The organism is Marinobacter sp. MIT930201 (genome assembly GCF_047122665.1).
Classification (GTDB): Bacteria; Pseudomonadota; Gammaproteobacteria; order Pseudomonadales; family Oleiphilaceae; genus Marinobacter; species Marinobacter salarius.
Genome location: NZ_CP138916.1, coordinates 1,359,377 through 1,380,543, shown reverse-complemented (window position 1 = coordinate 1,380,543; position 21,167 = coordinate 1,359,377). Strand labels below are relative to the sequence as shown.

Here is a 21,167-nt window from a genome sequence, read left to right as displayed (position 1 = left end):
ATGCGTCTGAACGAACTTAGTCCGGAGCCTGGTTCACGTCCTGCCGCCAAGCGCGTGGGTCGCGGTATCGGTAGCGGCCTCGGCAAGACCGGTGGTCGTGGTCACAAGGGTCTTAAGGCCCGTTCCGGCGGCAGTGTCGCGCCTGGTTTCGAGGGCGGCCAGCAGCCGTTGGCCCGTCGTCTGCCGAAATTCGGTTTCACCTCGCGCCAGCAGCGCTATGTGGCTGAAATTCGTCTGAACGAACTGGCGAAAGTCGACGGTGACGTAGCTGATCTCGAGGCCCTGAAGAAGGCTGACATCGTTCGCGAAGAAATTCGTGAAGCGAAGGTTATTCTGTCCGGCGAACTGAGCCGCGCAGTGACTGTCAAGGGTCTGAAGGTGACCAAAGGCGCACGCGAGGCGATCACTGCCGCGGGCGGTAAAGTCGAAGACTAAGGCGAGTCGAGGACTAAATGGCCAAGAACGCATCATTGCCTGCGGGCGCGGGTAAAGGACTGGCAGAGCTGCGATCGCGGCTCTGGTTCGTCTTCCTGGCATTGCTGGTGTACCGGATCGGTGCCCACATCCCGGTGCCGGGTATTAACCCCGACCGTCTGGCGGCACTGTTTGAACAGAACCAGGGCACAATCCTGAGCATGTTCAACATGTTTTCCGGTGGTGCGCTTGAGCGGATGAGTATCTTCGCACTTGGTATCATGCCGTATATTTCAGCCTCTATTATTATGCAGTTGATGACAGCGGTCAGTCCGACGCTGGAGCAACTGAAGAAGGAGGGTGAAGCTGGCCGTCGCAAGATAAGCCAGTACACGCGGTATGGTACGGTTATCCTGGCCCTGGTTCAGGGCTTTGGTATTTCTGTCGGGCTGGCATCCCAGGGTGTGACCTTCAACGACAGCTTCAGCTTCCACTTTGTGGCTGTGGTATCCTTTGTCAGTGGTGCCGTGTTCATGATGTGGTTGGGTGAGCAGATCACCGAGCGCGGCGTCGGCAACGGGATTTCCCTGCTGATTTTTGCCGGTATTGTTGCTGGCCTTCCAGGTGCCATAGGGCAGACCCTGGAGCAAGCGCGTAACGGCGAGATGAGTCTGTTGGTGGTTCTGGGTATTGGTATCCTGGCGGTTGCTGTAATTGGCTTCGTGGTGTTTATGGAGCGTGGTCAGCGTCGACTGACCATCAATTACGCGAAGCGCCAGCAAGGCCGGCGGGTATTTGCTCAGCAGTCCAGCCATTTGCCTTTAAAAGTGAATATGGCAGGCGTTATTCCGCCGATCTTCGCTTCCTCCATTCTGCTGTTCCCGGCGTCGCTGGGGCAGTGGTTCGGTCAGGGCGAGGGCATGGAATGGCTGAGTGATATTTCCCAGGCATTGGCACCTAGCCAGCCGCTATACATCATTCTGTTCGCAGCAGCAGTCGTTTTCTTCTGCTTCTTCTATACAGCGTTGATGTATAACCCGAAAGAAGTTGCGGATAACCTCAAGCGCTCAGGCGCGTTTATTCCGGGCATTCGTCCGGGCGATCAGACTGCCAAGTATATTGATGGTGTGCTGACCCGCCTGACTCTGTTCGGTGCAATGTACATTGCAGCAGTGTCCCTGTTCCCTCAGTTTCTGATGGTTGCCGGGAATGTACCGTTCTATCTGGGCGGCACGTCTCTGCTGATTGTTGTAGTCGTGGTGATGGATTTCATGGCTCAGGTTCAGTCGCACCTGATGTCTCATCAATATGATTCGTTGATGAAGAAGTCCAATCTCAAGGGCTATGGTCGGAACGGATAATTTCGTTCCCCTTGAAAACTGGAGTCGACAATGAAAGTACGCGCTTCGGTAAAGAAAATTTGCCGTAACTGCAAAGTAATTCGTCGCAATGGCTCAGTACGAGTCATTTGCTCGGAGCCTCGCCACAAGCAGCGTCAGGGTTAATCCTTACGGATTCAGCACTGACATTGTAAAGGGTACGATTAATGGCGCTTGACCTCAGGTGGGGTCAGGCGCTATTATTTCGCGCCCTTTTATAGTGGCGGAAAATTCACACAGCAAAGCTTTGAACGCGGAGTAATTTGGATGGCACGTATAGCCGGTGTCAATATACCCGATCACAAACATGCTGTTATCTCTCTGACTTACATTTTTGGAGTCGGTAAGACAGCAGCCCAGAAGCTTTGCGATGCAACCGGTGTTAAGCCGGACGTCAAGGTCAAGGACCTGTCCGACGAGCAGCTTGAATCACTTCGTACAGAAGTAGGCAAGCTGGCCGTTGAAGGCGATCTGCGTCGTGAAGTTCAGATGAACATTAAGCGTTTGAAGGATCTCGGTTGCCACCGTGGTCTGCGCCACCGTCATGGACTCCCTGTCCGTGGCCAGCGCACAAAGACCAACGCCCGCACCCGTAAAGGTCCTCGCAAACCTATTCGTAAGTAACAGGTAGGCAAACATGGCAAAGCCAGGTACACGTACCCGTAAAAAGGTGAAAAAGACGGTTGTTGATGGCGTCGCGCACATTCACGCGTCCTTCAACAACACTATCGTGACCATTTCTGACCGTCAGGGCAACGTATTGTCCTGGGCCACTTCTGGTGGGTCCGGTTTCCGTGGGTCACGCAAGAGTACACCTTTTGCTGCGCAGGTAGCAGCTGAAAGAGCCGGTAATGCGGCTGCTGAATACGGCCTTAAAAACCTGGACGTAGAGGTTAAAGGTCCGGGGCCCGGACGTGAATCTGCGGTTCGTGCGCTGAACGCGTGCGGCTACAAGATCACTAACATCACTGATGTGACGCCGATTCCCCATAACGGTTGTCGTCCGCCCAAAAAGCGCCGCGTCTAACACAGGAGACAGTGAATTATGGCTCGTTACATAGGCCCGAAGTGCAAGCTGTCTCGTCGTGAAGGGACAGATCTTTTTCTGAAGAGCGGTGTTCGCGCGCTCGATTCAAAGTGCAACATCGAGACTCCGCCGGGTATGCACGGCGCGCGTCGCGGTCGTCTGTCCGAATATGGCGTACAGCTTCGTGAAAAACAGAAAGTCCGTCGTATCTACGGCGTGCTGGAGAAGCAATTCCGCAACTATTACAAAGAGGCCGCCCGCATCAAGGGTGCAACCGGTGAGAACCTGTTGCAGCTGCTGGAAGGCCGTCTTGATAACGTTGTCTATCGCATGGGTTTTGGTTCTACCCGTGCTGAGTCCCGTCAGCTCGTTTCTCACAAAGCGATCCTGGTCAACGATAAGCTGGTGAACATCCCGTCTTATCAGGTCCGTCCGGGTGATGTTGTGAGCGTGCGTGAGAAGGCAAAAAACCAGCTTCGCGTTAAAGGCGCGCTGGATCTGTCTTCCAGCCGCGCACCGGTGAGCTGGGTAGAGGTCGACGCCAGCAAGATGTCCGGCGTTTACAGGTCAGTGCCCGAGCGCACTGAATTGCCGGCCGACATCAACGAGAACCTCATCGTCGAGCTTTACTCCAAGTAAAGCCCAGTTAGCAACGAGAGCAATTAGGGGCGTCTATGCAGCGTTCAGTACATGAGTTATTGACACCTCGTACCATTGACGTGAAAGAATCAAGCGCCATGCGCGCCAAAGTGACCCTGGAGCCTCTGGAAAGGGGCTTCGGTCATACTCTTGGTAGCGCACTGCGTCGGATACTCTTGTCCTCAATGCCGGGCTGTGCCATTACCGAGGCACAGATCGACGGCGTGTTGCACGAGTACAGCGCGATCGAAGGTGTTCAGGAAGACGTCATTGAGATTCTTCTGAATCTTAAAGGCGTGGCCGTGAAAATGGGCGGCCGGGACGATGCCGAGGTAACCCTCAGCAAGAAAGGCCCGGGCGTTGTCACTGCCGGTGATATCAAGCTGGATCACGATGTCGAGATCACCAACCCGGAACATGTGATCTGTCACCTGAGTGCCAATGGTGAAGTGAACATGCGTCTGAAGGTTGCCCGTGGTCGCGGCTATGAGCCTGCTGATCAGCGGGGTCTGGACGAGGACGAAACTCGCGCCATTGGACGCCTGCAACTGGACGCAACTTTCAGTCCGGTCCGCCGTGTTGCCTACGCCGTGGAAAGTGCACGGGTAGAACAGCGCACCGACCTGGACAAGCTGGTTATTGATTTGGAAACCAATGGTACGATCGACCCGGAAGAAGCGATTCGCCGGGCCGCGACCATCCTCCAGCAACAACTGGCCGTGTTTGTTGATTTCGATCACGAGAAAGAACCCGAGCGTGTTGAGGAAGAGGAAGAAATTGATCCGATTCTTCTGCGTCCGGTTGATGATCTGGAATTGACAGTGCGTTCAGCTAACTGCTTGAAAGCTGAGAATATTTACTACATCGGCGATCTGATTCAGCGCACTGAAGTTGAGCTGCTGAAGACGCCTAACCTTGGTAAAAAGTCGCTTACTGAGATCAAGGACGTGCTCGCGTCCCGCGGTCTGTCACTGGGTATGCGTCTTGATAACTGGCCGCCGGCTAGCCTTCGTGGCGACGATCGGGTCCTGGGCGGTTAATCGCCGATTAGTTTAAGGTAAGGAATCAGAGCAATGCGTCATCGTAAGAGTGGTCGTAAGTTCAGCAGGACCAGTGCGCATCGCAAGGCCATGTTCCGTAACATGACTGCGTCACTGGTTGAACACGAGCTGATCAAAACTACGCTCCCGAAAGCGAAAGAACTTCGCCGGGTAGCGGAGCCTTTGATCACGCTGTCAAAGAATGATTCGGTCGCGAATCGTCGTCTGGCGTTTTCTCGCCTGCGTGACGATGCGGCGGTTGCCAAGCTGTTCAATGAGCTTGGTCCCCGTTACAACGAGCGTCCGGGTGGTTACCTTCGTATCCTGAAGTGTGGCTTCCGTGCCGGCGACAATGCCCCCATGGCATTTGTAGAGCTGGTTGGTCGTCCGCTGGACATCGAAGCAGAAGAAGTGGACGAAAGCGAAGATTAAGTTTTTCGCCAAGCCCATAAAAAAACCGGAGGTTAATCCCTCCGGTTTTTTTATGTCTCATCACTTGTAGTGTTTATGTCCGATTCTGGGCCAAGACGCCCTTCAGGTACCGCCCGGTATGTGACCCCGTCTCTGCGGCAACATGCTCTGGCGTCCCTTCCGCAATGATCTGACCGCCACCGGAGCCGCCTTCGGGCCCAAGGTCAATGATCCAGTCCGCCGTCTTGATCACATCCAGGTTGTGCTCGATCACTACGATGGTGTTGCCATGATCCCGAAGTCGCTGCAGTACGGTCAGTAGTTGCTGGATGTCGTAGAAGTGCAGGCCGGTAGTGGGCTCATCAAGAATGTAGAGTGTCTTGCCGGTATCGCGCTTGGACAGTTCCTTGGCCAGTTTGACGCGCTGGGCCTCGCCTCCGGAAAGGGTGACTGCACTTTGCCCGAGGCGGATATACGATAGCCCGACGTCCATCAGCGTTTGCAGCTTGCGAGCGAGGAACGGAACCGGGTCGAAAAATTCGCGGGCTTCTTCTACGGTCATCTCCAGCACTTCGTGAATGCTCTTGCCCTTGTATCGGACCTCCAGAGTTTCGCGGTTGTAGCGCTTGCCTTTGCAGACATCGCAGGGGACATACACGTCCGGCAGGAAGTGCATTTCTACCTTGATCACGCCGTCGCCCTGACAGGCCTCACAACGACCGCCCTTAACGTTGAAGCTGAAACGGCCCGGTTTGTATCCGCGGGAACGGGCTTCCTGGGTGCCTGCAAACAGTTCACGTATCGGAGTGAACAGTCCGGTGTAGGTCGCCGGGTTGGAGCGGGGTGTCCGGCCTATGGGGCTCTGGTCGATGTCGATGACTTTGTCGAGCTGGTCCAGCCCTTTCAGGGATTCATAGGGCGCGTGGCTCAGGCTAGTGGCTTTGTTGAGCTTTGCAGCACACACCGGATACAGGGTGCTGTTGATCAGCGTGGACTTGCCGGAGCCCGAAACGCCGGTGACACACGTCATAACACCCAGCGGTAAGGTTAATGTGACACCTTGCAGGTTGTTTCCGGTCGCGCCTGCCAGTACCAGTGGTTTACCCTTCCGGCTATGGCGTTGTTCAGGGATCGCGATCTCTTTTTCGCCGCACAAGTACTGCCCGGTGAGGGAGTCCTTGGAGGCGATGATGTCTTCGGGCGTGCCTTGGGCAATGATGTGGCCACCGTGCACGCCTGCACCCGGCCCGATATCGATCACGTGATCCGCAGCCCGGATGGCGTCTTCGTCGTGCTCGACAACGATAACGGTATTGCCCAGATCCCGCAGATGGAACAGTGTGGCCAGTAGGCGATCGTTATCCCGTTGGTGCAGGCCAATGGATGGTTCATCGAGAATGTACATGACGCCCACAAGGCCGGCACCGATCTGGCTCGCCAGCCGTATGCGCTGGGCTTCGCCGCCGGAGAGTGTATCGGCGCTGCGTTCCAGGGTCAGGTATTCCAGGCCAACGTTAACGAGGAATTGCAGTCGCTGACGAACTTCCTTGAGGATTTTTTCGGCAATTTCGCCCTTGCGGCCAGGAAGGGCAAGTTGTCCGAAATAGTCATGGGCGTCGCCGACAGGCATGTGGGTGACGTCCGAGATGTTGTTCTTCTCAACAAACACATGCCGGGCGCTGCGTCGCAGTCGTGAGCCGCCGCACTCTTTGCAGGGCTGCGTGCTGAGGTTGCGGGCCAGTTCCTCTCGCATGCTCTGTGATTCGGTTTCCCGGTAGCGGCGCTCGAGGTTTGGCAGGATGCCCTCAAAAGGATGGGCCTTCTCCATGATGTGGCCGCGCGAGTTTACATAGCGGAATGGGACGTCTTCGGTTCCCGTGCCGTAGAGCAGCGCCTGACGAAAATCCTCCGGCAGGTCCTCCCAGGGAGTGTCCATGTTGATGTCGTAATGTTCGGCCACACTGGTCAGCATCTGGAAATAGTACACGGCCCTGCGGTCCCAGCCCTTGATGGCGCCCTCGGCAAGGGTGGCCTCTGGGTGCTGGACGATCTTTTCGGCATCGAAGAATTGCTTGACGCCCAGGCCATCGCAAGTCGGGCAGGCGCCGGCAGGGTTGTTGAAGGAAAACAGTCTCGGTTCCAGCTCGCTGATGGCGTATCCGCACTGGGTACACGCGTAGCGGGCAGAAAACGTATGTTCGTCTCCCTCATTATCCATGGGGGCAACGAGCGCGATGCCATCAGCCAGGCCCAGAGCGGTTTCAAAACTCTCGGCAAGCCGTTGCTCAAGCCCCGGTTTGACCTTGAAGCGGTCGACCACCACGTCAATCTGGTGCTTCCGTTTCTTGTCCAGTGTTGGAACGTCATCGATATCGTAAACACGACCGTCCACCCGCAGGCGGATAAAGCCCTGGCTGCGCATCGTGTCGATGACCTGCAGGTGCTCACCCTTGCGGTCACGGATGACCGGAGCGAGGATCATCAGCTTGCTGTCATCGGGCATGGCCAACACCTGATCCACCATCTGGCTTACAGTCTGGGCCTCTAGTGGCAGATCGTGATCCGGGCAGCGGGGCTCTCCAGCGCGGGCAAACAGCAGGCGAAGGTAGTCGTAGATTTCGGTGATGGTGCCGACGGTAGAACGGGGGTTGTGGGAGGTGCTCTTCTGCTCGATCGAAATGGCCGGCGACAGGCCTTCAATATGATCCACGTCTGGCTTTTCCATCATCGACAGAAACTGCCTTGCGTAGGTGGACAGTGATTCCACGTACCGACGCTGTCCCTCGGCGTAAAGCGTGTCAAACGCCAAAGAAGATTTGCCAGAGCCGGACAGCCCGGTGATAACGATCAGCTTGTCCCTCGGCATATCCAGGTCAATGTTCTTCAGATTGTGGGTTCGTGCCCCTTTGATCTGGATATGGTCCATAACACCTCGCTGTCGGAAAAAACGAAAATTATACCGTGTTTGCCCCCCGGCCGGCCAAGTGCCCGGGACTTTTAAGCAGGTAAATGCACGATGCCCTGCCTGCGTGGCTTCTGTTACAATGCGCGGCGATTTCCTGAAGGGCATGTGCCCCTTCTGAACCCTCGTTTCCGGACACCGTAACAGGTCAGGCATCTCATGAATTCACTGGAAAGACGCTCTGTTGCAGCACTGGCATCCGTGTATGCCATGCGGATGCTTGGGCTCTTTATGGTGATGCCAGTGTTCGTGCTCCTTGGCAGTGATCTTGACGGCGCAACACCGGCGCTGATTGGTCTGGCCATCGGTGCCTATGGTCTGAGCCAGGCGCTGCTGCAGATTCCGTTTGGCATGCTGTCTGATCGCGTTGGCCGTAAACGGATGATCTACATCGGGCTGGTACTTTTCGCCGCAGGCAGTTTGCTGGCAGCCTCCACAGACTCCATATACGTTGTAATCGCTGGTCGGATTCTTCAGGGCGCGGGCGCCATCGCCAGTGTTTTGATGGCGTTATTGAGTGATCTGACGCGGGAGGAGGAGCGGACCAAGGCTATGGCAACGGTCGGCATCTCCATCGGCCTGTCATTTTCTGTATCGCTGGTTCTGGGGCCCTTGCTGGGGTCTGTCTCTGGTTTGTCCGGCATTTTTTATGCCACTGCCGTACTCGCGTTGGTGGCAATAATGATCGTCAATCGCGTGGTGCCAACACCCCATGAGCACAAGTCCAGTGCGGATACCCATCCGGCCAGGGCAATGTTGCAAACCGTCCTGTCTGATGGCCGACTGCTGAGGCTGGATTTCGGAATTTTTGCATTACACCTGGTGTTGACCGCGATGTTCCTGGTGTTTCCAACCCTGCTTCAGAATCGGCTGGGGCTTCCCGCTTCGTCACATTGGTGGTTCTACCTGACGGTTATGGTGGCCTCTTTCTTTGCCATGGTGCCGTTTATTATCGTTGGGGAGAAAAAGCGCCGGATGAAACCTGTTTTTTGTGGTGCCATCGCGCTGCTTGCCCTATCAACCGCTTGTGTTGGCGCGCTTGGTGGTGGGCTTGCGATGGCCTGGGGGGTGCTGTTCTTCTTCTTTATGGCGTTTAACCTGCTGGAGGCCAGTTTGCCGTCTCTGGTCAGCAAAGAATCGCCGGCAGCGGCAAAAGGCACTGCTATGGGGGTCTATTCCACGTCGCAATTTTTTGGGGCATTTCTGGGTGGGGCGGTTGGTGGTATTCTGCTCGAGCAGTTGGGTCTTCAGGGCGTGCTTTGGTTTATGGTAGGTGCGCTGCTGATATGGCTCGCGGTGGCGTTGACGATGTCGACCCCGGGCCATACCACCAGTTTCGTGGTACAGTTGCAGCCTGTGGTTTACAGTCAGTTTGATGAGATTGATGACACGCTGAGAAGCATCCCCGGGGTGCAGGATGTTGTCATTCTGGAGGAGGCGGAAACTGCCTACCTGAAGGTGGATCGTCAAACATTTGATGAACTGTCGCTTGCGGGCTTTTCATTTGTCCGGCAGGGCAGCCAATCTTGAAATTCGGAGGTCTGCAGGGAAGGCAGGCCATCCCTGAAAACAGAGTCAGGAGCAGATCATGGCACGAGGCGTAAACAAGGTTATTCTGATTGGGAATCTGGGGCAGGACCCGGAAACCCGCTATACCCCGAATGGCAATGCGGTGGTGAACCTCAACCTTGCAACCGATGAAAGTTACAAGGACAGGCAAACAGGCCAGTTGGTGCCGAAAACCGAGTGGCACCGGATTGTGATGTTCGGCAAGATTGCCGAGGTGGCTGGTCAGTACCTGCGTAAGGGCTCAAAGGTCTACATCGAGGGTAAGTTACAGACGCGCAAGTGGCAGGGGCAGGATGGTCAGGATCGCTACACCACCGAGGTAGTGGTGGACATCAACGGCCAGATGCAGATGCTCGACAGTCGTGGTGGCGAAGGCGGCGGCATGAGCCAAGGTGCTCCCGCTGGCCGTCCGCAGCAAGCGGGCAATGCCGCGCCAGCAGCCGCGGGCCCGTCTGGGCAGCAATCCGGAGGCGGGGGCTACAGTCAGCCGTCACAAGGCAGCATGCCGGAACCGGTTGATGACTTCGACGACGACATACCCTTCTAGGGTTAGTTACAAAAAGCCCCCGCCAAGCGGGGGCTTTTCTGTTAACGAGTTGCAAAAAGCAGTGAAATAGAACAATAAAACATGGAATTACGTTTACTTTTTCAACTACTATTAAAGTCACTATAAGAATCGTCCATTTTTTAGGCATCGAGGCTTTCGAGTGGCCCTGAGCTTTATTAAAAGCTTTCTGAATCGTTCTGATAAACGGCAGCAGATCTATCTGGAAATTCGTCCTGACGGCATCGCGTGGGCGGAATCCGGAGGTAGCGCGGCTTTTGCCGATTGCTTGCCGGCAAAGCGGGAGTCTGTGCTCCGTGCATTAGTCGGCGAGCGCGCCTGGGCCGGTGTCGATACCACTCTGGTTTTACCGATGGATCAATACCAAGTGTTCCAGTTGGAGCGCCCTGAGGGCGTTGAAGACTCGGAGCTTGGTGATGCCCTGAAGTGGAAACTCAAGGACATTCTCGATTTCAATCCGTCCGATGCAGTCTGCGATGTATTTCCGTTTCCGGAAGATGCTTCCCGTGGCCGCGGGGACCTGGTTAACGTGGTCGCTGCCAGAAAGTCTCTCGTTAGTGAGCTGGTTGCACTGGTCGAGGCATGCGATCTGACGTTGATTTCCATTGATATCGCCGAGTTGGCTCTACGTAACCTGGTGCCCCGCATTGATCCCGATCATCGGGGGGCGGCCGTGGTGCACATGCGCGAGCGGTTCGGGCAGATGATCGTCTGTAAAGGCGAAACACTGTACCTGTCGCGACGGCTGGACGTGACTTCGGATGACCTCCGGGATGCAGCGCGGCAGGAAAATGCTGTGCAGTCTTTGGCCCTTGAGATGCAACGGTCCCTCGATTATTACGAAAGCCAGTTGGGGCAAGTTCCCCCTGCCGTCATTCGCCTGGTGGCGCGTGACAACCTCATGCCATTGCCCTCCATGCTTGCCTCCTATGTGGCCGCCACCGTTGAAACGCTGGATTGGTCGCCTTACGGTCTTGATCAACCCTTGGACAGCCGCTGCCTGGTTGCCTGGGGCGCAAGTCTGGTACCGACCGGTAAGGGGGCAAAATGATCCAGCAGGTCAACCTCTATACCGATGAACTGCGTCCCCGAAAGGAAAAACTGCAGGCCCGGATGGCGTTGTCCATTCTGGCCCTGGCGCTGGTTGTGATTGTGGTTTCCGCAGGGGGTGTCCGATATCAGGCGTCGCACTTGCAGGCGCAGGTCGATTCTCGGCAGGCACAGAATGATCAGCTACAGCGTGCGGTGGAACAATTGACCACTGAGGCGGAAGCCCGCCAACCCGACCCTGAGGTTGAAGCCGCCCTTGAGCGTGTAACCGCGACGTTGGCACGAAGGCAGCGATTGCTGAGTCGTGTGGAGGACCTGGTGGCCAGCGAAGCAGCGGGATTTTCAACGCAGCTGTCGGCATTAGCTCGACAGGTGCCGCAAGGACTCTGGCTGACGCACATCCGTCTGGACGGTCATCAGGGGAATGTTGCTTTGGCTGGCAGGTCGCAGTCTGGGCGGCTTGTGCCGATATACCTCGAAAAGCTTAGCGGGGAGCCCGCCTTCGTGGGCAAGACCTTCGGCAGCTTTCGGCTTGACCGAGAGGAAGACGGGCGCTGGATAGAGTTTCAGGTTGCCACGGACAGGAACTGGGAGGGTGCTGAATGAATCAGGCTTTTCGTCAGCAGTTTGATAGAGGCACAGCCTGGTTCGATGATCGTCCTGTTCGCGAGCGGGCAATGATTACTGTAACCGCCGTGGTCCTGATTCTTTTTGTTGGCTGGGAATTGTGTGTAGCGCCTGTGATGGGCCGCAACGACCAGCTCCAGTCCCGCCTGGATTCTTTGGCCAACACTCAGGCGTCGTTGCTTGAGCAACAACAGGTGTTAACCGCACGCTTGTCCTCCGACCCGTCCCAACAAATTCGGGACAGGCTCGCGGCGCGCCAGCAGCGTCTTGACCAACTCGATGAGGAGCTGGCCGAAACCACCGGACGGCTGATCGCGCCGAGGGCCATGGTGGGATTATTGCGGGACATCCTGGCGGCCCAGGAAGAACTTGAGCTACTGGGTGTTGAATTGATGCCGCCTGTGCCCGTATTTGAGGACGGTCCTGGCACGCCAGAAGACACTAACAGCAATGACGACAATGAAACCCGTGAGCCGCTGCTGTTCGCACACGATGCGGAAATTGCCATTCGTGGAGGCTATATGGACGTGCTGTCTTACCTCGATACCCTTGAAGCCATGGACGCCCGCCTCGGTTGGGTGCTGCTTGACTATGATGTCAGCGAGTATCCGCACAACGAGATCCGGGTTCGGGTCAGGACACTGAGCCTGGACCGTGCATGGTTGGGAGTCTGAAATGAGGGTGTTGCTGATCGTATTGATGTTGGCTGCAGGGTATGCCTTTGCCCTTGAGGATCCAACCCGGCCGAGCGGCTTTTCAGGCAGTGCACCACAGTCAGAACCGGCGAGGGAGTTTTCACTGGCGTCGATATTTATTGGCAATAATCGCAGGTTGGCGGTTATCGATGGAGAGGCCCGCAGGGAAGGGCAGGCGTTTGAGGGGGTTCGCATTCGGCGGATTTACCCCGACCGGGTTGAGCTGGTTGATCAGGGAAGAGTGCGCGTTCTACGCCTGGAACCCCTTCCGCAAGTGCGGAGTTCGCAATGACAGACAAACGAGCTGCTATGACACTGAATCGAACGTTTTTGACCGTGCTGCTGGCAACGTCACTGGCCGCCTGCAGCAATAACCCGCTGATGCGCACCAGCCAGGCCACCTCGACGGACGCTGCCCAGTCGATTGATGACGCGCTGGCGGAGGCCGAAGCCAAATCCGCGTGGCAGCGTGCCGAGCGGGAACAGGCCGCACGGGCAGGTGTTCCGGAAGAAGTCAGTGCGGCCCTGATGCCGTCGCTGTCTGCTGACACGAATGACGAAGAACGGTTCGATGTCGATGCCCGTGGCCTTGCCGCCGGCCCGTTCTTCGAAGCGCTGGTGGAGGGTAGCCGGTATAACGTGGTGGTTCACCCCGGTGTTGACGCGGTTGTTGACCTGAGGCTCCGGGACGTGACTGTTCCCGAAGTTATGGATATCGCCAGTGACCTCTATGGCCTGGATATGCAGCGCAACGGGCGACTGTTTCAGGTAAAGGCTGAAAGCGTCCAGACTCGGATGTTCCCGATCGACTACCTGCACTTCAAGCGCAGTGGCGGCTCCGAAACCCGTGTCAGTTCAGGGCAGGTCAGCAGTTCACGTGACAATTCAACCGGTGCGGGCGCGTCGCAGGACAATTCCGACAACACTTCAACAGCGAATCTCGTTGGCACTCGCATCTCCACCGAGACCGAGTCCGATTTCTGGACCGATATTCAGCGCGCGCTGCAAATGATCGTAGGATCGGAGAATGGCAATCAGGTGATCATCAATCCCGGCGCGGGGCTGGTGATGGTGCGCTCCGATGGAAAGTCCCTGGCGCAGGTGGAAGAGTACCTTCGCCGAACTCAGTTGATTATGCAGCGGCAGGTGGTGCTGGAAGCCAAGATTCTGGAGATTGGTCTGAATGAAGGCTATCAGCAAGGGGTTAACTGGTCTGATATTCAGAGTGCCTCCTCGGTAACAGCGAGCGATGGCTTGCCGGCCGAGTTCACTGCCCAATCGCTGGCGGGGCAGGCGATACGGACCTCCGATATTGGGGGCTTGTTTTCGGCGACCTTCCGGGAAGGAACCTTCACGGCGCTTATTGAACTTTTGGGCGAGCAGGGCAATGTGCAGATTCTCTCCAGCCCCCGAATTTCGACCATCAATAATCAAAAAGCGGTGATCAAGGTTGGCACCGACGAGTTTTTCGTAACGGACATCGACTTCGACGACAACAACTCGGCAGTGACAGCCACTGACCGGACCTCCACCTCAGTGGAACTGACCCCGTTTTTCTCCGGGATTTCGCTCGACGTTACCCCACAGATTTCAGAAGACGGCGCCATTACCCTGCATGTGCACCCCTCCGTGAGCGAGGTGAATGATCAGGAGAAGGTGATCACGGTGGGCGACCGGGACGTCACACTGCCTTTGGCGCTCAGCACGGTTCGCGAGACCGACAGTGTGATCCGTGCCGAAAGTGGCCAGATTGTAGTGATCGGCGGGTTGATCCAGAACACCAGCGAGGACAACAACTCGGCAGTGCCCTTCTTCAGTGAAATTCCCTTGTTGGGAGAATTGTTTAAACAGCGACGGTTCCAGTCTCGCAAGAGCGAGCTGGTCATCCTGTTGCGCCCCGTGGTTGCCGGCAGCCAGCAGATGAATGCGGATGTATCGGCCAGTCGCGACCGGATGCGGGTTCTGCGGGAACTGCTGGAGTCTTCCGAATCTGTGAAACCCCAACCGGAGAAAGCCAGGCGCTAGCATGTACGAAGCTCATTTCGGACTGCAGGAAGCACCGTTTGCATTGACGCCCAACACCCGGTATTTCCTCCGGGCACGTAGCCACAGCGATGCGCTGGAACTGCTGTTGGTGGCCTTGCGTGAACGGGAAGGCTTTATAAAAATCACCGGCGAGGTTGGTACCGGCAAAACCCTGCTGTGCCGGTTGTTGCTCAATGAGCTGGAGCAGGACGCCCATACGGCCTACATTCCCAACCCGCACCTGACACCGGAGACCCTCTATGAGGCTGTGGCGGAGGAGCTGGGTGTGGACGTTGCGAGTTGCGCCAACACCCACCAGATACTGAAAGCTCTGAACGAGCGCCTGATTGCGCTGGCCATGGAGCAACGCCAGGTGGTGCTGGTGATTGATGAAGCCCAGGCCATGCCCGAGGAAACCATCGAGGCGCTGCGTCTGTTGACCAATCTGGAAACCGAAAGTACCCGGCTATTGCAAGTGGTGCTGTTCGGACAACCGGAACTGGACCAGATACTCCAACGAGACAGCATGAGGCAGCTACGGCAGCGGATTACCTTTCAGTATCGCCTGGCACCATTGGATAAGGTGTCGGTAGCACAGTACCTCAGGCACCGCCTGTCCCAGGCCGGGTACAACGGCGGTGACCTGTTTGCACCCTCCGCACTGCGTTTGATTTCCCGCTCATCCGGCGGTATCCCGCGGTTGGTCAATATTATCGCCCATAAGTCCCTGTTGTCAGCGTGGGGCCGGGGCGACCAACAGGTCAGCCGCTGGCACGTGATGCAAGCAGTCAGGGACACTGACAGCGCCCGCGTGCCCAACCTTCTGGTGAGGTGGCTATGAGTTTGCTCAATGATGCTCTGCGGGCCGCCGAGCAACGCCAGGATCGGCCTGTGGCGCCCGGAGTCTATGCGGGTGGTCAGGCGCAGGCTGGCAATCGCAAGCGTGCGTTGGTGAGCGTGTTGGTGGTTCTGGCGATCGTGGTCGCTGGCCTTGGCGGCTACTGGCTGCTCTCGATCGACTCATCTTCTGTCCCAGCAGAACTCGCGTCAGTTCCCTCTACCGATACTGCGCCCTCGGCAGATGAACCAAGTCAAGCCAAGGTAAGCGATGTTGCCGCTGACGTTTCGAGAGCGGAGCCCGAAGAACCAGCAGAAGCGGTGAAGGCCGTGTCGTCGCCCGCAATGGCTGAGCCGGAACCGGTTCAAATACAGGCATCCACCCCGCAGACACCCGCGTCACAAAACCCGGCACCGGAACCGCTGTCACCGGAACCCATGGAACCCGACACCACGGAGCAGGAGCCAGCCCAGTCGCCCCCTGCCTCGGTGGCGAAAAGGGAAAAGGTTGAACCGTCATCGACGGAGCCAGAGAAAGAGGCAGAAACAGAAGCTAAGGAAACGGAACCCGAAAAGACTGCCATTGCTGACGTGAAACAGGTGCCGGAAACGCCGGCTGCGACCGATCGCAGCACTGCGAGGGAGCTGGAAAAATTGGTGGCGCAGGGCCGTATTACCGACGCAGAGCGCCGTCTTGCGGCCCTGACCCGGGAGCAGGACGCCCCCCGCAGCCGCTATGTGGTTGTCAGGGCATTGCTGGTTGATGGCAAACAGGATCAGGCTCTTGGCTGGCTGCCCGCGGAGGTTACCGCACAAAACCCGGCTTTGCGTTTGCTGAGAGCAAGGGCCCTGCACGCCAACAATGATCTGGGTGCGGCCCTCAACACACTGACGTCGAGCATTCCGCCTGTGGAAGGACATGCCGAATACCGCGTTACGCTGGCAACGTTGCTGCAACAACAAGGTGACAGTGCAGAAGCCGCCCGGCACTGGGCGGCACTGATTGCCTGGGATGACAGCCAGGCTCCATGGTGGGTGGGGCTGGCAATTTCCCTCGAGACACAGGGCGAGCTGGCCGGAGCGGCCAGGGCCTACCAGCAGGCAGCCGAACTTCCGGGGCTGCCCCGGTCGTTGGCCGACTACGTACAGCAACGCCTGCAGGCATTGCGGGCAGGATGATCCATGGCTGAAGCAAAGAAAAAAATCCGCATAGGCGACCTGCTGGTCCAGAACGACGTCATCACTGAGCAACAGTTGATGACCGCCTTGCGTGAGCAGAAGAATACCGGACGCAAGCTGGGCCGTACCCTGATCGATCTGGGCTATGTGGAAGAGGACAACCTCCTCAACATCCTGTCGCGCCAACTGGATGTGCCATTCGTTCAGTTGCGTCACTTCCAGTTCAACAACGAGCTGGTCAAGAAGCTGCCGGAAGCCATGGCCCGCCGTTTCCGCAGCATCGTTTTGGCGGAACAGAGCGGCGAATTGCTGGTAGGTATGGCCGACCCGCTCGACATCTTCGCCTACGACGAACTGGTGCGGGTGCTGAAGCAGCCGATCAAGCAGGCCGTTGTGCGGGAAAGCGAACTGCTGAATACCCTCGATCTGGTGTATCGCCGTACTGACGAAATTGCCTCGCTGGCGGAAGAACTGGAAGACGAACTGGGCGACGACGCCTTTGACCTGGCGGACCTCAGCGCCGAGTCTGAAAGCGCGGAAGCACCTGTGGTAAAGCTTCTGCAGACGCTGTTTGAAGATGCCGTGCAGGCCCGCAGCTCCGATATTCACATTGAACCTGATGAGACTGTGGTACGTATTCGCCAACGGGTGGATGGCGTGCTGCAGGAACAGGTGATGAAGGAAAAGCGGGTTAACTCCGCTCTGGTGCTACGCCTTAAACTGATGGCTGGCCTGAACATTTCCGAGAAGCGGATTCCCCAGGATGGCCGCTTCAATATCCGCGTAAAGGGCCGCAGCATCGATGTGCGGGTTTCCACCATGCCGGTTCAGTACGGCGAGTCGGTGGTCATGCGTTTGCTGGACCAGAGCCAGGGCATGCTGAACCTGGACGTCACCGGCATGCCGGAAACGCTGCTCGAAAACTTCCGCCGTATGATCAAGAAGCCCCATGGCATGATCCTGGTCACCGGCCCGACCGGTAGCGGTAAGACCACAACCCTTTATGGCGCGCTAACCGAACTCAACCGTCCGGAAGTCAAAATCATCACCGCAGAAGACCCGGTGGAGTACCGGCTGCCGCGCATTACCCAGGTGCAGGTAAACCCGAAAATCGGCCTGGAATTCGCCAGTGTACTACGCGCCGCGCTGCGCCAGGACCCGGACGTGATCCTGGTGGGCGAGATGCGGGACCATGAAACCGCCGAGATTGGCCTGCGTGCGGCGATGACCGGCCATCTGGTGCTCTCGACGCTGCACACCAACGACTCCATCAGCAGCGCCATGCGACTGATTGATATGGGCGTGGAGCCTTTCCTAGTGGCCAGTTCCCTGCTTGGCGTTGTTGCCCAGCGGCTGGTGCGCAAGGTTTGTGAGAACTGTCGCGAGGCCTACGAGCCCACCAGTCAGGAAAAAGTCTGGCTGAACCAGTTCGATCTTGATCCGCTCGACCTGGAGGCCGGGTTTGTACATGGTCGCGGTTGCTACCAGTGCAGCAACAGTGGTTACCGGGGGCGTCTGGGTGTGTACGAAATGCTGGAAATGAACGAGGCGATGCTGGACGCACTGCGCCGCCAGGACATCGCCGGTTTCACCCGGGAAGCGCGCAGGAGCCACCTTTACCGGCCGCTTGGTCTTTGTGCCATGGATTTTGCACTGCAGGGCGTGACCACTCTGGAAGAAGTGGCCCGGGTGGCGGCGACCTCTGAGGGCGACGTGTCCCTGGATGAGGTGCCGGTGCTCTCTCAATCCTCTGGTGATAGCGGCGCCGACAACCCTGCTCCCAATGAGGGAGGTGTCTGATGCAGTTTACGTACCGGGGTAAGGACAGCAGAGGAACCGTGCAACAGGGTGCGCTGGCTGCGCCGAGCCCCGAGGCGGCAGCGTCCGAACTCATGCGGCGGGGCATCACACCCCTGGCGATCCATGAGCAGGCACAAGGCGAATCCATCGGCGACCGGCTGAACAACTTGCCGCTGTTCCGCAAGAAAATCACCCTGGACGAACTGATCGTGTTCTGCCGTCAGATGCATGCGTTGACCAAGGCGGGCATCCCGTTGATACGAACCATGCGTGGCCTGGCGGACACGACGCGCTCGCCCGCGCTCAGCGAAGTGCTGGACGACGTAACGGATCGCCTTGAGGCTGGCTCCACGATGGCTACCGCCATGCAGGCGCATCCCAAGGTGTTTCCGGATCTGTTTATCGCCATGATCCACGTGGGAGAGAACACCGGGCAACTGGACGATGCCTTCAAACGGCTGTCTGAGATCCTCGAGCTGGAGCGGGACACCAAGCGGCGTCTCAAACAAGCCATGCGTTATCCCACCTTCGTGGTGATTGCCCTGTTTGCGGCGCTGATGGTGGTGAACTTTCTGGTGATCCCGAAGTTTTCGGCGGTCTTCAACAAACTGGGCGCCGACCTGCCATTCCTGACCCAGGTACTTGTTGGTACCTCAAACTTCCTGTTGGGCTACTGGTACATCGTGTTGTTCGGTATGGCTGCAACGGCGCTTTTGGTGAGGCAGTGGAAAAACACCGACCAGGGACGCCTGACCTGGGACCGCTACAAACTGAAAATGCCTATTATCGGACCGCTGCTGGAGTTGATTACCCTAAGCCGGTTTGCCCGTAACTTCGCCAGTATGCTGTCTGCGGGTATGCCCGTGACCCATGCGTTGACCGTGGTTGCAGACGCCACGGATAACGCCTGGATATCCAAGCACATCAAGGAGATGCGGATCGGTATCGAACGCGGTGAAAGCCTGCTGCGGACAGCCCGGCAGAGCGATATGTTCACGCCGCTGATCTTGCAGATGATTGCGGTGGGTGAGGAAACCGGTTCGGTGGACGACATGCTCGTGAACGTGGCGGACTTTTACGATGAAGACGTGGACTACGGCCTCAAGCGGCTGGCGGAATCCATCGAACCGATACTGATCGTGGCCATGGGTATCCTGGTTCTCATTCTTGCACTGGGCGTGTTCCTGCCCATATGGGACCTGGGAGCGGCCGCCATGGGGCGTGGGTGAATGACCGGCCAGAAGTATTCGGCGATGTCGGTGCTGACCAATTCACATCGCCTGAGGTTTCTGGTGGCCCTGTGCATCCTTTTTACCCTCTGGTGGGTATTACTGGGAGTTGTAGAGCGGGAAGCCGGCAGGGCGGAACAACAAGGTACACGGCTGATGATCAACCAGATCAGAAGTGTGCTGGTCGTAAAAGGGGCAGAGATTCGCCTGCAGGAAGGGGCCGACTTCAGGGCCTGGTCGGGCGGAAACCCTTTCGAATGGTTTGGATCAGAACCGGCCCGGTATGATGGGATTTGTCATGACGGGCTGCCGGAGCCCGGCAGGTGGTGTTTCAAGCCGTTACAAACCGGCGATAAAGGCTACAAAAAAGACACGGCAGGCGCGCAGGGACAGGTTATATTTCAACCACGCCAGCCGATAACCCTTGGAGACAGGCAGGGAAGCGGCGACACACCCATGGCCTGGGTTGTGGCGGTCGAGTTCACGGACAGGAACGGCAACGGACGCCTCGATGGACAGGATCTCCAGTCCGGGCTGAGGTTGCAGTCGGTGGAGACGCAGAATGATCGTGCCGAACATTGATAACAAGCCTCAGGGAGGCCACGCTATGAGGGCAATGACACTAAAAGCGCACCAGACAAAGGGGTTTACCCTGATTGAGCTGGTGGTGGTGATCTCCATACTCGCCATTCTTGCAGCCTTTGCGTTGCCAAGGTTCGCCGAACTGTCGGACGAGGCCCACCGGGCAAGCATCCAGGGCACTTCGGGCGCCTACGCCGCTGCTGTTGCACTGGTTCGTGCCCAGTGGACCGCCCGTGGCGCCGCTGGCGCACAAACTAATCTGCCCGGCTTTGGCGAGGAAAACGTCGACGTGAGTGCTGACGGTTGGCCAACGGGCGTAGGTGGCAACACTGACCCGACGGCCATGAGTGCCACAGAGTGCCAAAACCTCTGGCTGGCCCTGATGCAGTCAAACGCGCCGACCGTGGCAACCTCCGGCGACACAACGGATTACACAGTAACCGCAAGCGGGTCCGTTTGTACCTACGAGTACAACCTCAATGGTGGCACGGACAACATTCAATACGACGCCGACAGCGGCGAAGTAATTCGGGTTATCAATTAATCCATTTTAAAGCAGCAAAAGCAGGAGAAGACCATGAATATGATGAACCAGATGGCAGCAAGAAAAGAGAAAGGTTTCACCCTTATTGAACTGGTGATGGTGATTGTGATTCTCGGGATTTTGGCGGCGTTTGCGTTGCCGAGGTTTGCGGATTTAGGCGGAGAAGCCAGAGCTTCAACCATACAGGGCGCACTCGGTGCAGTGAAATCTGCCTCAGCTATTGCTCACTCGAAGTGTTTGGCGGACGCAGATTGTAATGCATCCGCTGCTACTGGTGAAACGGCTGAACTGGAAGGTAGCGACATTGCGATGGTTTTCGGTTATCCCGCTGCAACCGCTGCGGGTATCCAGTCAGCGTCTCAGATTAGTACGGATGACTTCACGGTCGATACTAGCACTGCCGGAACTCTTTTGGTTCAGGCGACCGGTGCAACTGCTGCCGCTAACTGTCAGGTGTCCTATGTCGCTCCAACAGCTGCGGGTGACGCGCCAGTAATTACGGTGGATGCTAGCGACTGCTAAAACTGCCTAAACTGTAGGGCGGACTAGCGAAGCCTGGGTCCGCCTGAGGTTTTGTGTTTGGGGCTACGTGG

The 21,167-nt window shown here is 57.2% G+C and carries 23 protein-coding genes; 22 read left to right on the top strand and 1 reads right to left on the bottom strand.

The genetic code is table 11. From position 1 onward, the window contains the following. The 8 genes from rplO to rplQ all read left to right on the top strand — a co-directional run bounded on the left by rplO (position 1) and on the right by rplQ (position 4,931). Complete coding sequence (rplO, locus tag SIC19_RS06375; protein ID WP_007153996.1) at positions 1-435, top strand: 50S ribosomal protein L15; 435 nt, start codon at positions 1-3, stop codon at positions 433-435. Between the two features lie 17 nt (positions 436-452). Then, on the top strand, positions 453-1,775 hold the full coding sequence (secY, locus tag SIC19_RS06370; RefSeq protein WP_007153995.1) for a preprotein translocase subunit SecY: 1,323 nt from the start codon (positions 453-455) through the stop codon (positions 1,773-1,775). Between the two features lie 30 nt (positions 1,776-1,805). Then, positions 1,806-1,919 carry a 50S ribosomal protein L36 gene (gene rpmJ / locus SIC19_RS06365; protein WP_008174902.1) on the top strand — a complete coding sequence of 38 codons (114 nt, stop codon included), beginning with the start codon at positions 1,806-1,808 and terminating at the stop codon, positions 1,917-1,919. A gap of 141 nt (positions 1,920-2,060) precedes the next feature. Then, positions 2,061-2,417 carry a 30S ribosomal protein S13 gene (gene rpsM, locus SIC19_RS06360; protein WP_007153993.1) on the top strand — a complete coding sequence of 119 codons (357 nt, stop codon included), beginning with the start codon at positions 2,061-2,063 and terminating at the stop codon, positions 2,415-2,417. Positions 2,418-2,430: 13 nt separating this feature from the next. After that, on the top strand, positions 2,431-2,820 hold the full coding sequence (gene rpsK, locus SIC19_RS06355; protein WP_007153992.1) for a 30S ribosomal protein S11: 390 nt from the start codon (positions 2,431-2,433) through the stop codon (positions 2,818-2,820). Positions 2,821-2,838: 18 nt separating this feature from the next. Further along, complete coding sequence (gene rpsD / locus SIC19_RS06350) at positions 2,839-3,459, top strand: 30S ribosomal protein S4 (RefSeq protein ID WP_007153991.1); 621 nt, start codon at positions 2,839-2,841, stop codon at positions 3,457-3,459. A gap of 35 nt (positions 3,460-3,494) precedes the next feature. Then, a complete protein-coding gene (locus tag SIC19_RS06345; RefSeq protein WP_036203352.1) occupies positions 3,495-4,499 on the top strand; it encodes a DNA-directed RNA polymerase subunit alpha in 1,005 nt (334 codons plus the stop codon). Positions 4,500-4,532: 33 nt separating this feature from the next. Further along, positions 4,533-4,931, top strand: coding sequence for a 50S ribosomal protein L17 (gene rplQ / locus SIC19_RS06340; RefSeq protein ID WP_007153989.1), 399 nt, complete (start codon positions 4,533-4,535; stop codon positions 4,929-4,931). Between the two features lie 73 nt (positions 4,932-5,004). Here the strand turns inward: rplQ and uvrA are convergent, their stop codons facing one another. Beyond that, on the bottom strand, positions 5,005-7,836 hold the full coding sequence (gene uvrA / locus SIC19_RS06335) for an excinuclease ABC subunit UvrA (protein WP_041335643.1): 2,832 nt from the start codon (positions 7,834-7,836) through the stop codon (positions 5,005-5,007). Positions 7,837-8,031: 195 nt separating this feature from the next. On the opposite strand from uvrA, the gene SIC19_RS06330 reads away from it, so the two are divergent. From SIC19_RS06330 to SIC19_RS06265, 14 genes are all read left to right on the top strand, one after another. Next, the gene (locus SIC19_RS06330; protein WP_036203361.1) at positions 8,032-9,402 is read left to right on the top strand and encodes an MFS transporter; all 1,371 of its coding nucleotides are present in this window, start codon (positions 8,032-8,034) and stop codon (positions 9,400-9,402) included. A 58-nt stretch (positions 9,403-9,460) separates the two neighbouring features. Beyond that, a complete protein-coding gene (gene ssb / locus SIC19_RS06325) occupies positions 9,461-9,988 on the top strand; it encodes a single-stranded DNA-binding protein (protein ID WP_075195655.1) in 528 nt (175 codons plus the stop codon). Positions 9,989-10,148: 160 nt separating this feature from the next. Then, on the top strand, positions 10,149-11,057 hold the full coding sequence (locus SIC19_RS06320; RefSeq protein ID WP_127402091.1) for a biogenesis protein MshI: 909 nt from the start codon (positions 10,149-10,151) through the stop codon (positions 11,055-11,057). Then, a complete protein-coding gene (locus SIC19_RS06315) occupies positions 11,054-11,662 on the top strand; it encodes a PilN domain-containing protein (RefSeq protein ID WP_127402090.1) in 609 nt (202 codons plus the stop codon). Before SIC19_RS06320 ends, SIC19_RS06315 begins: the two co-directional genes overlap by 4 nt. Continuing rightward, on the top strand, positions 11,659-12,357 hold the full coding sequence (gene gspM / locus SIC19_RS06310) for a type II secretion system protein GspM (RefSeq protein WP_127402089.1): 699 nt from the start codon (positions 11,659-11,661) through the stop codon (positions 12,355-12,357). Before SIC19_RS06315 ends, gspM begins: the two co-directional genes overlap by 4 nt. A gap of 1 nt (position 12,358) precedes the next feature. Further along, positions 12,359-12,670 carry a hypothetical protein gene (locus tag SIC19_RS06305; protein WP_127402088.1) on the top strand — a complete coding sequence of 104 codons (312 nt, stop codon included), beginning with the start codon at positions 12,359-12,361 and terminating at the stop codon, positions 12,668-12,670. Then, positions 12,667-14,403, top strand: a complete 1,737-nt coding sequence (mshL, locus tag SIC19_RS06300; protein ID WP_127402087.1) for a pilus (MSHA type) biogenesis protein MshL — start codon at positions 12,667-12,669, stop codon at positions 14,401-14,403. Before SIC19_RS06305 ends, mshL begins: the two co-directional genes overlap by 4 nt. A gap of 1 nt (position 14,404) precedes the next feature. Next, the gene (locus SIC19_RS06295) at positions 14,405-15,244 is read left to right on the top strand and encodes an ExeA family protein (RefSeq protein WP_036203392.1); all 840 of its coding nucleotides are present in this window, start codon (positions 14,405-14,407) and stop codon (positions 15,242-15,244) included. Further along, the gene (locus SIC19_RS06290; RefSeq protein WP_127402086.1) at positions 15,241-16,419 is read left to right on the top strand and encodes a tetratricopeptide repeat protein; all 1,179 of its coding nucleotides are present in this window, start codon (positions 15,241-15,243) and stop codon (positions 16,417-16,419) included. Before SIC19_RS06295 ends, SIC19_RS06290 begins: the two co-directional genes overlap by 4 nt. A 3-nt stretch (positions 16,420-16,422) precedes the next feature. Next, positions 16,423-18,219, top strand: coding sequence for a GspE/PulE family protein (locus SIC19_RS06285; protein ID WP_036203396.1), 1,797 nt, complete (start codon positions 16,423-16,425; stop codon positions 18,217-18,219). Next, on the top strand, positions 18,219-19,448 hold the full coding sequence (locus SIC19_RS06280) for a type II secretion system F family protein (protein WP_127402085.1): 1,230 nt from the start codon (positions 18,219-18,221) through the stop codon (positions 19,446-19,448). Before SIC19_RS06285 ends, SIC19_RS06280 begins: the two co-directional genes overlap by 1 nt. Continuing rightward, on the top strand, positions 19,449-20,030 hold the full coding sequence (locus SIC19_RS06275) for a hypothetical protein (RefSeq protein WP_127402084.1): 582 nt from the start codon (positions 19,449-19,451) through the stop codon (positions 20,028-20,030). It begins immediately after the preceding gene. Between the two features lie 34 nt (positions 20,031-20,064). After that, positions 20,065-20,574, top strand: coding sequence for a Tfp pilus assembly protein FimT/FimU (locus tag SIC19_RS06270; RefSeq protein ID WP_379866675.1), 510 nt, complete (start codon positions 20,065-20,067; stop codon positions 20,572-20,574). A gap of 33 nt (positions 20,575-20,607) precedes the next feature. Next, positions 20,608-21,096 (top strand): type II secretion system protein, encoded by a 489-nt coding sequence (locus tag SIC19_RS06265; RefSeq protein ID WP_127402083.1) that lies wholly within the window; start codon positions 20,608-20,610, stop codon positions 21,094-21,096. Positions 21,097-21,167: the final 71 nt, after the last annotated feature.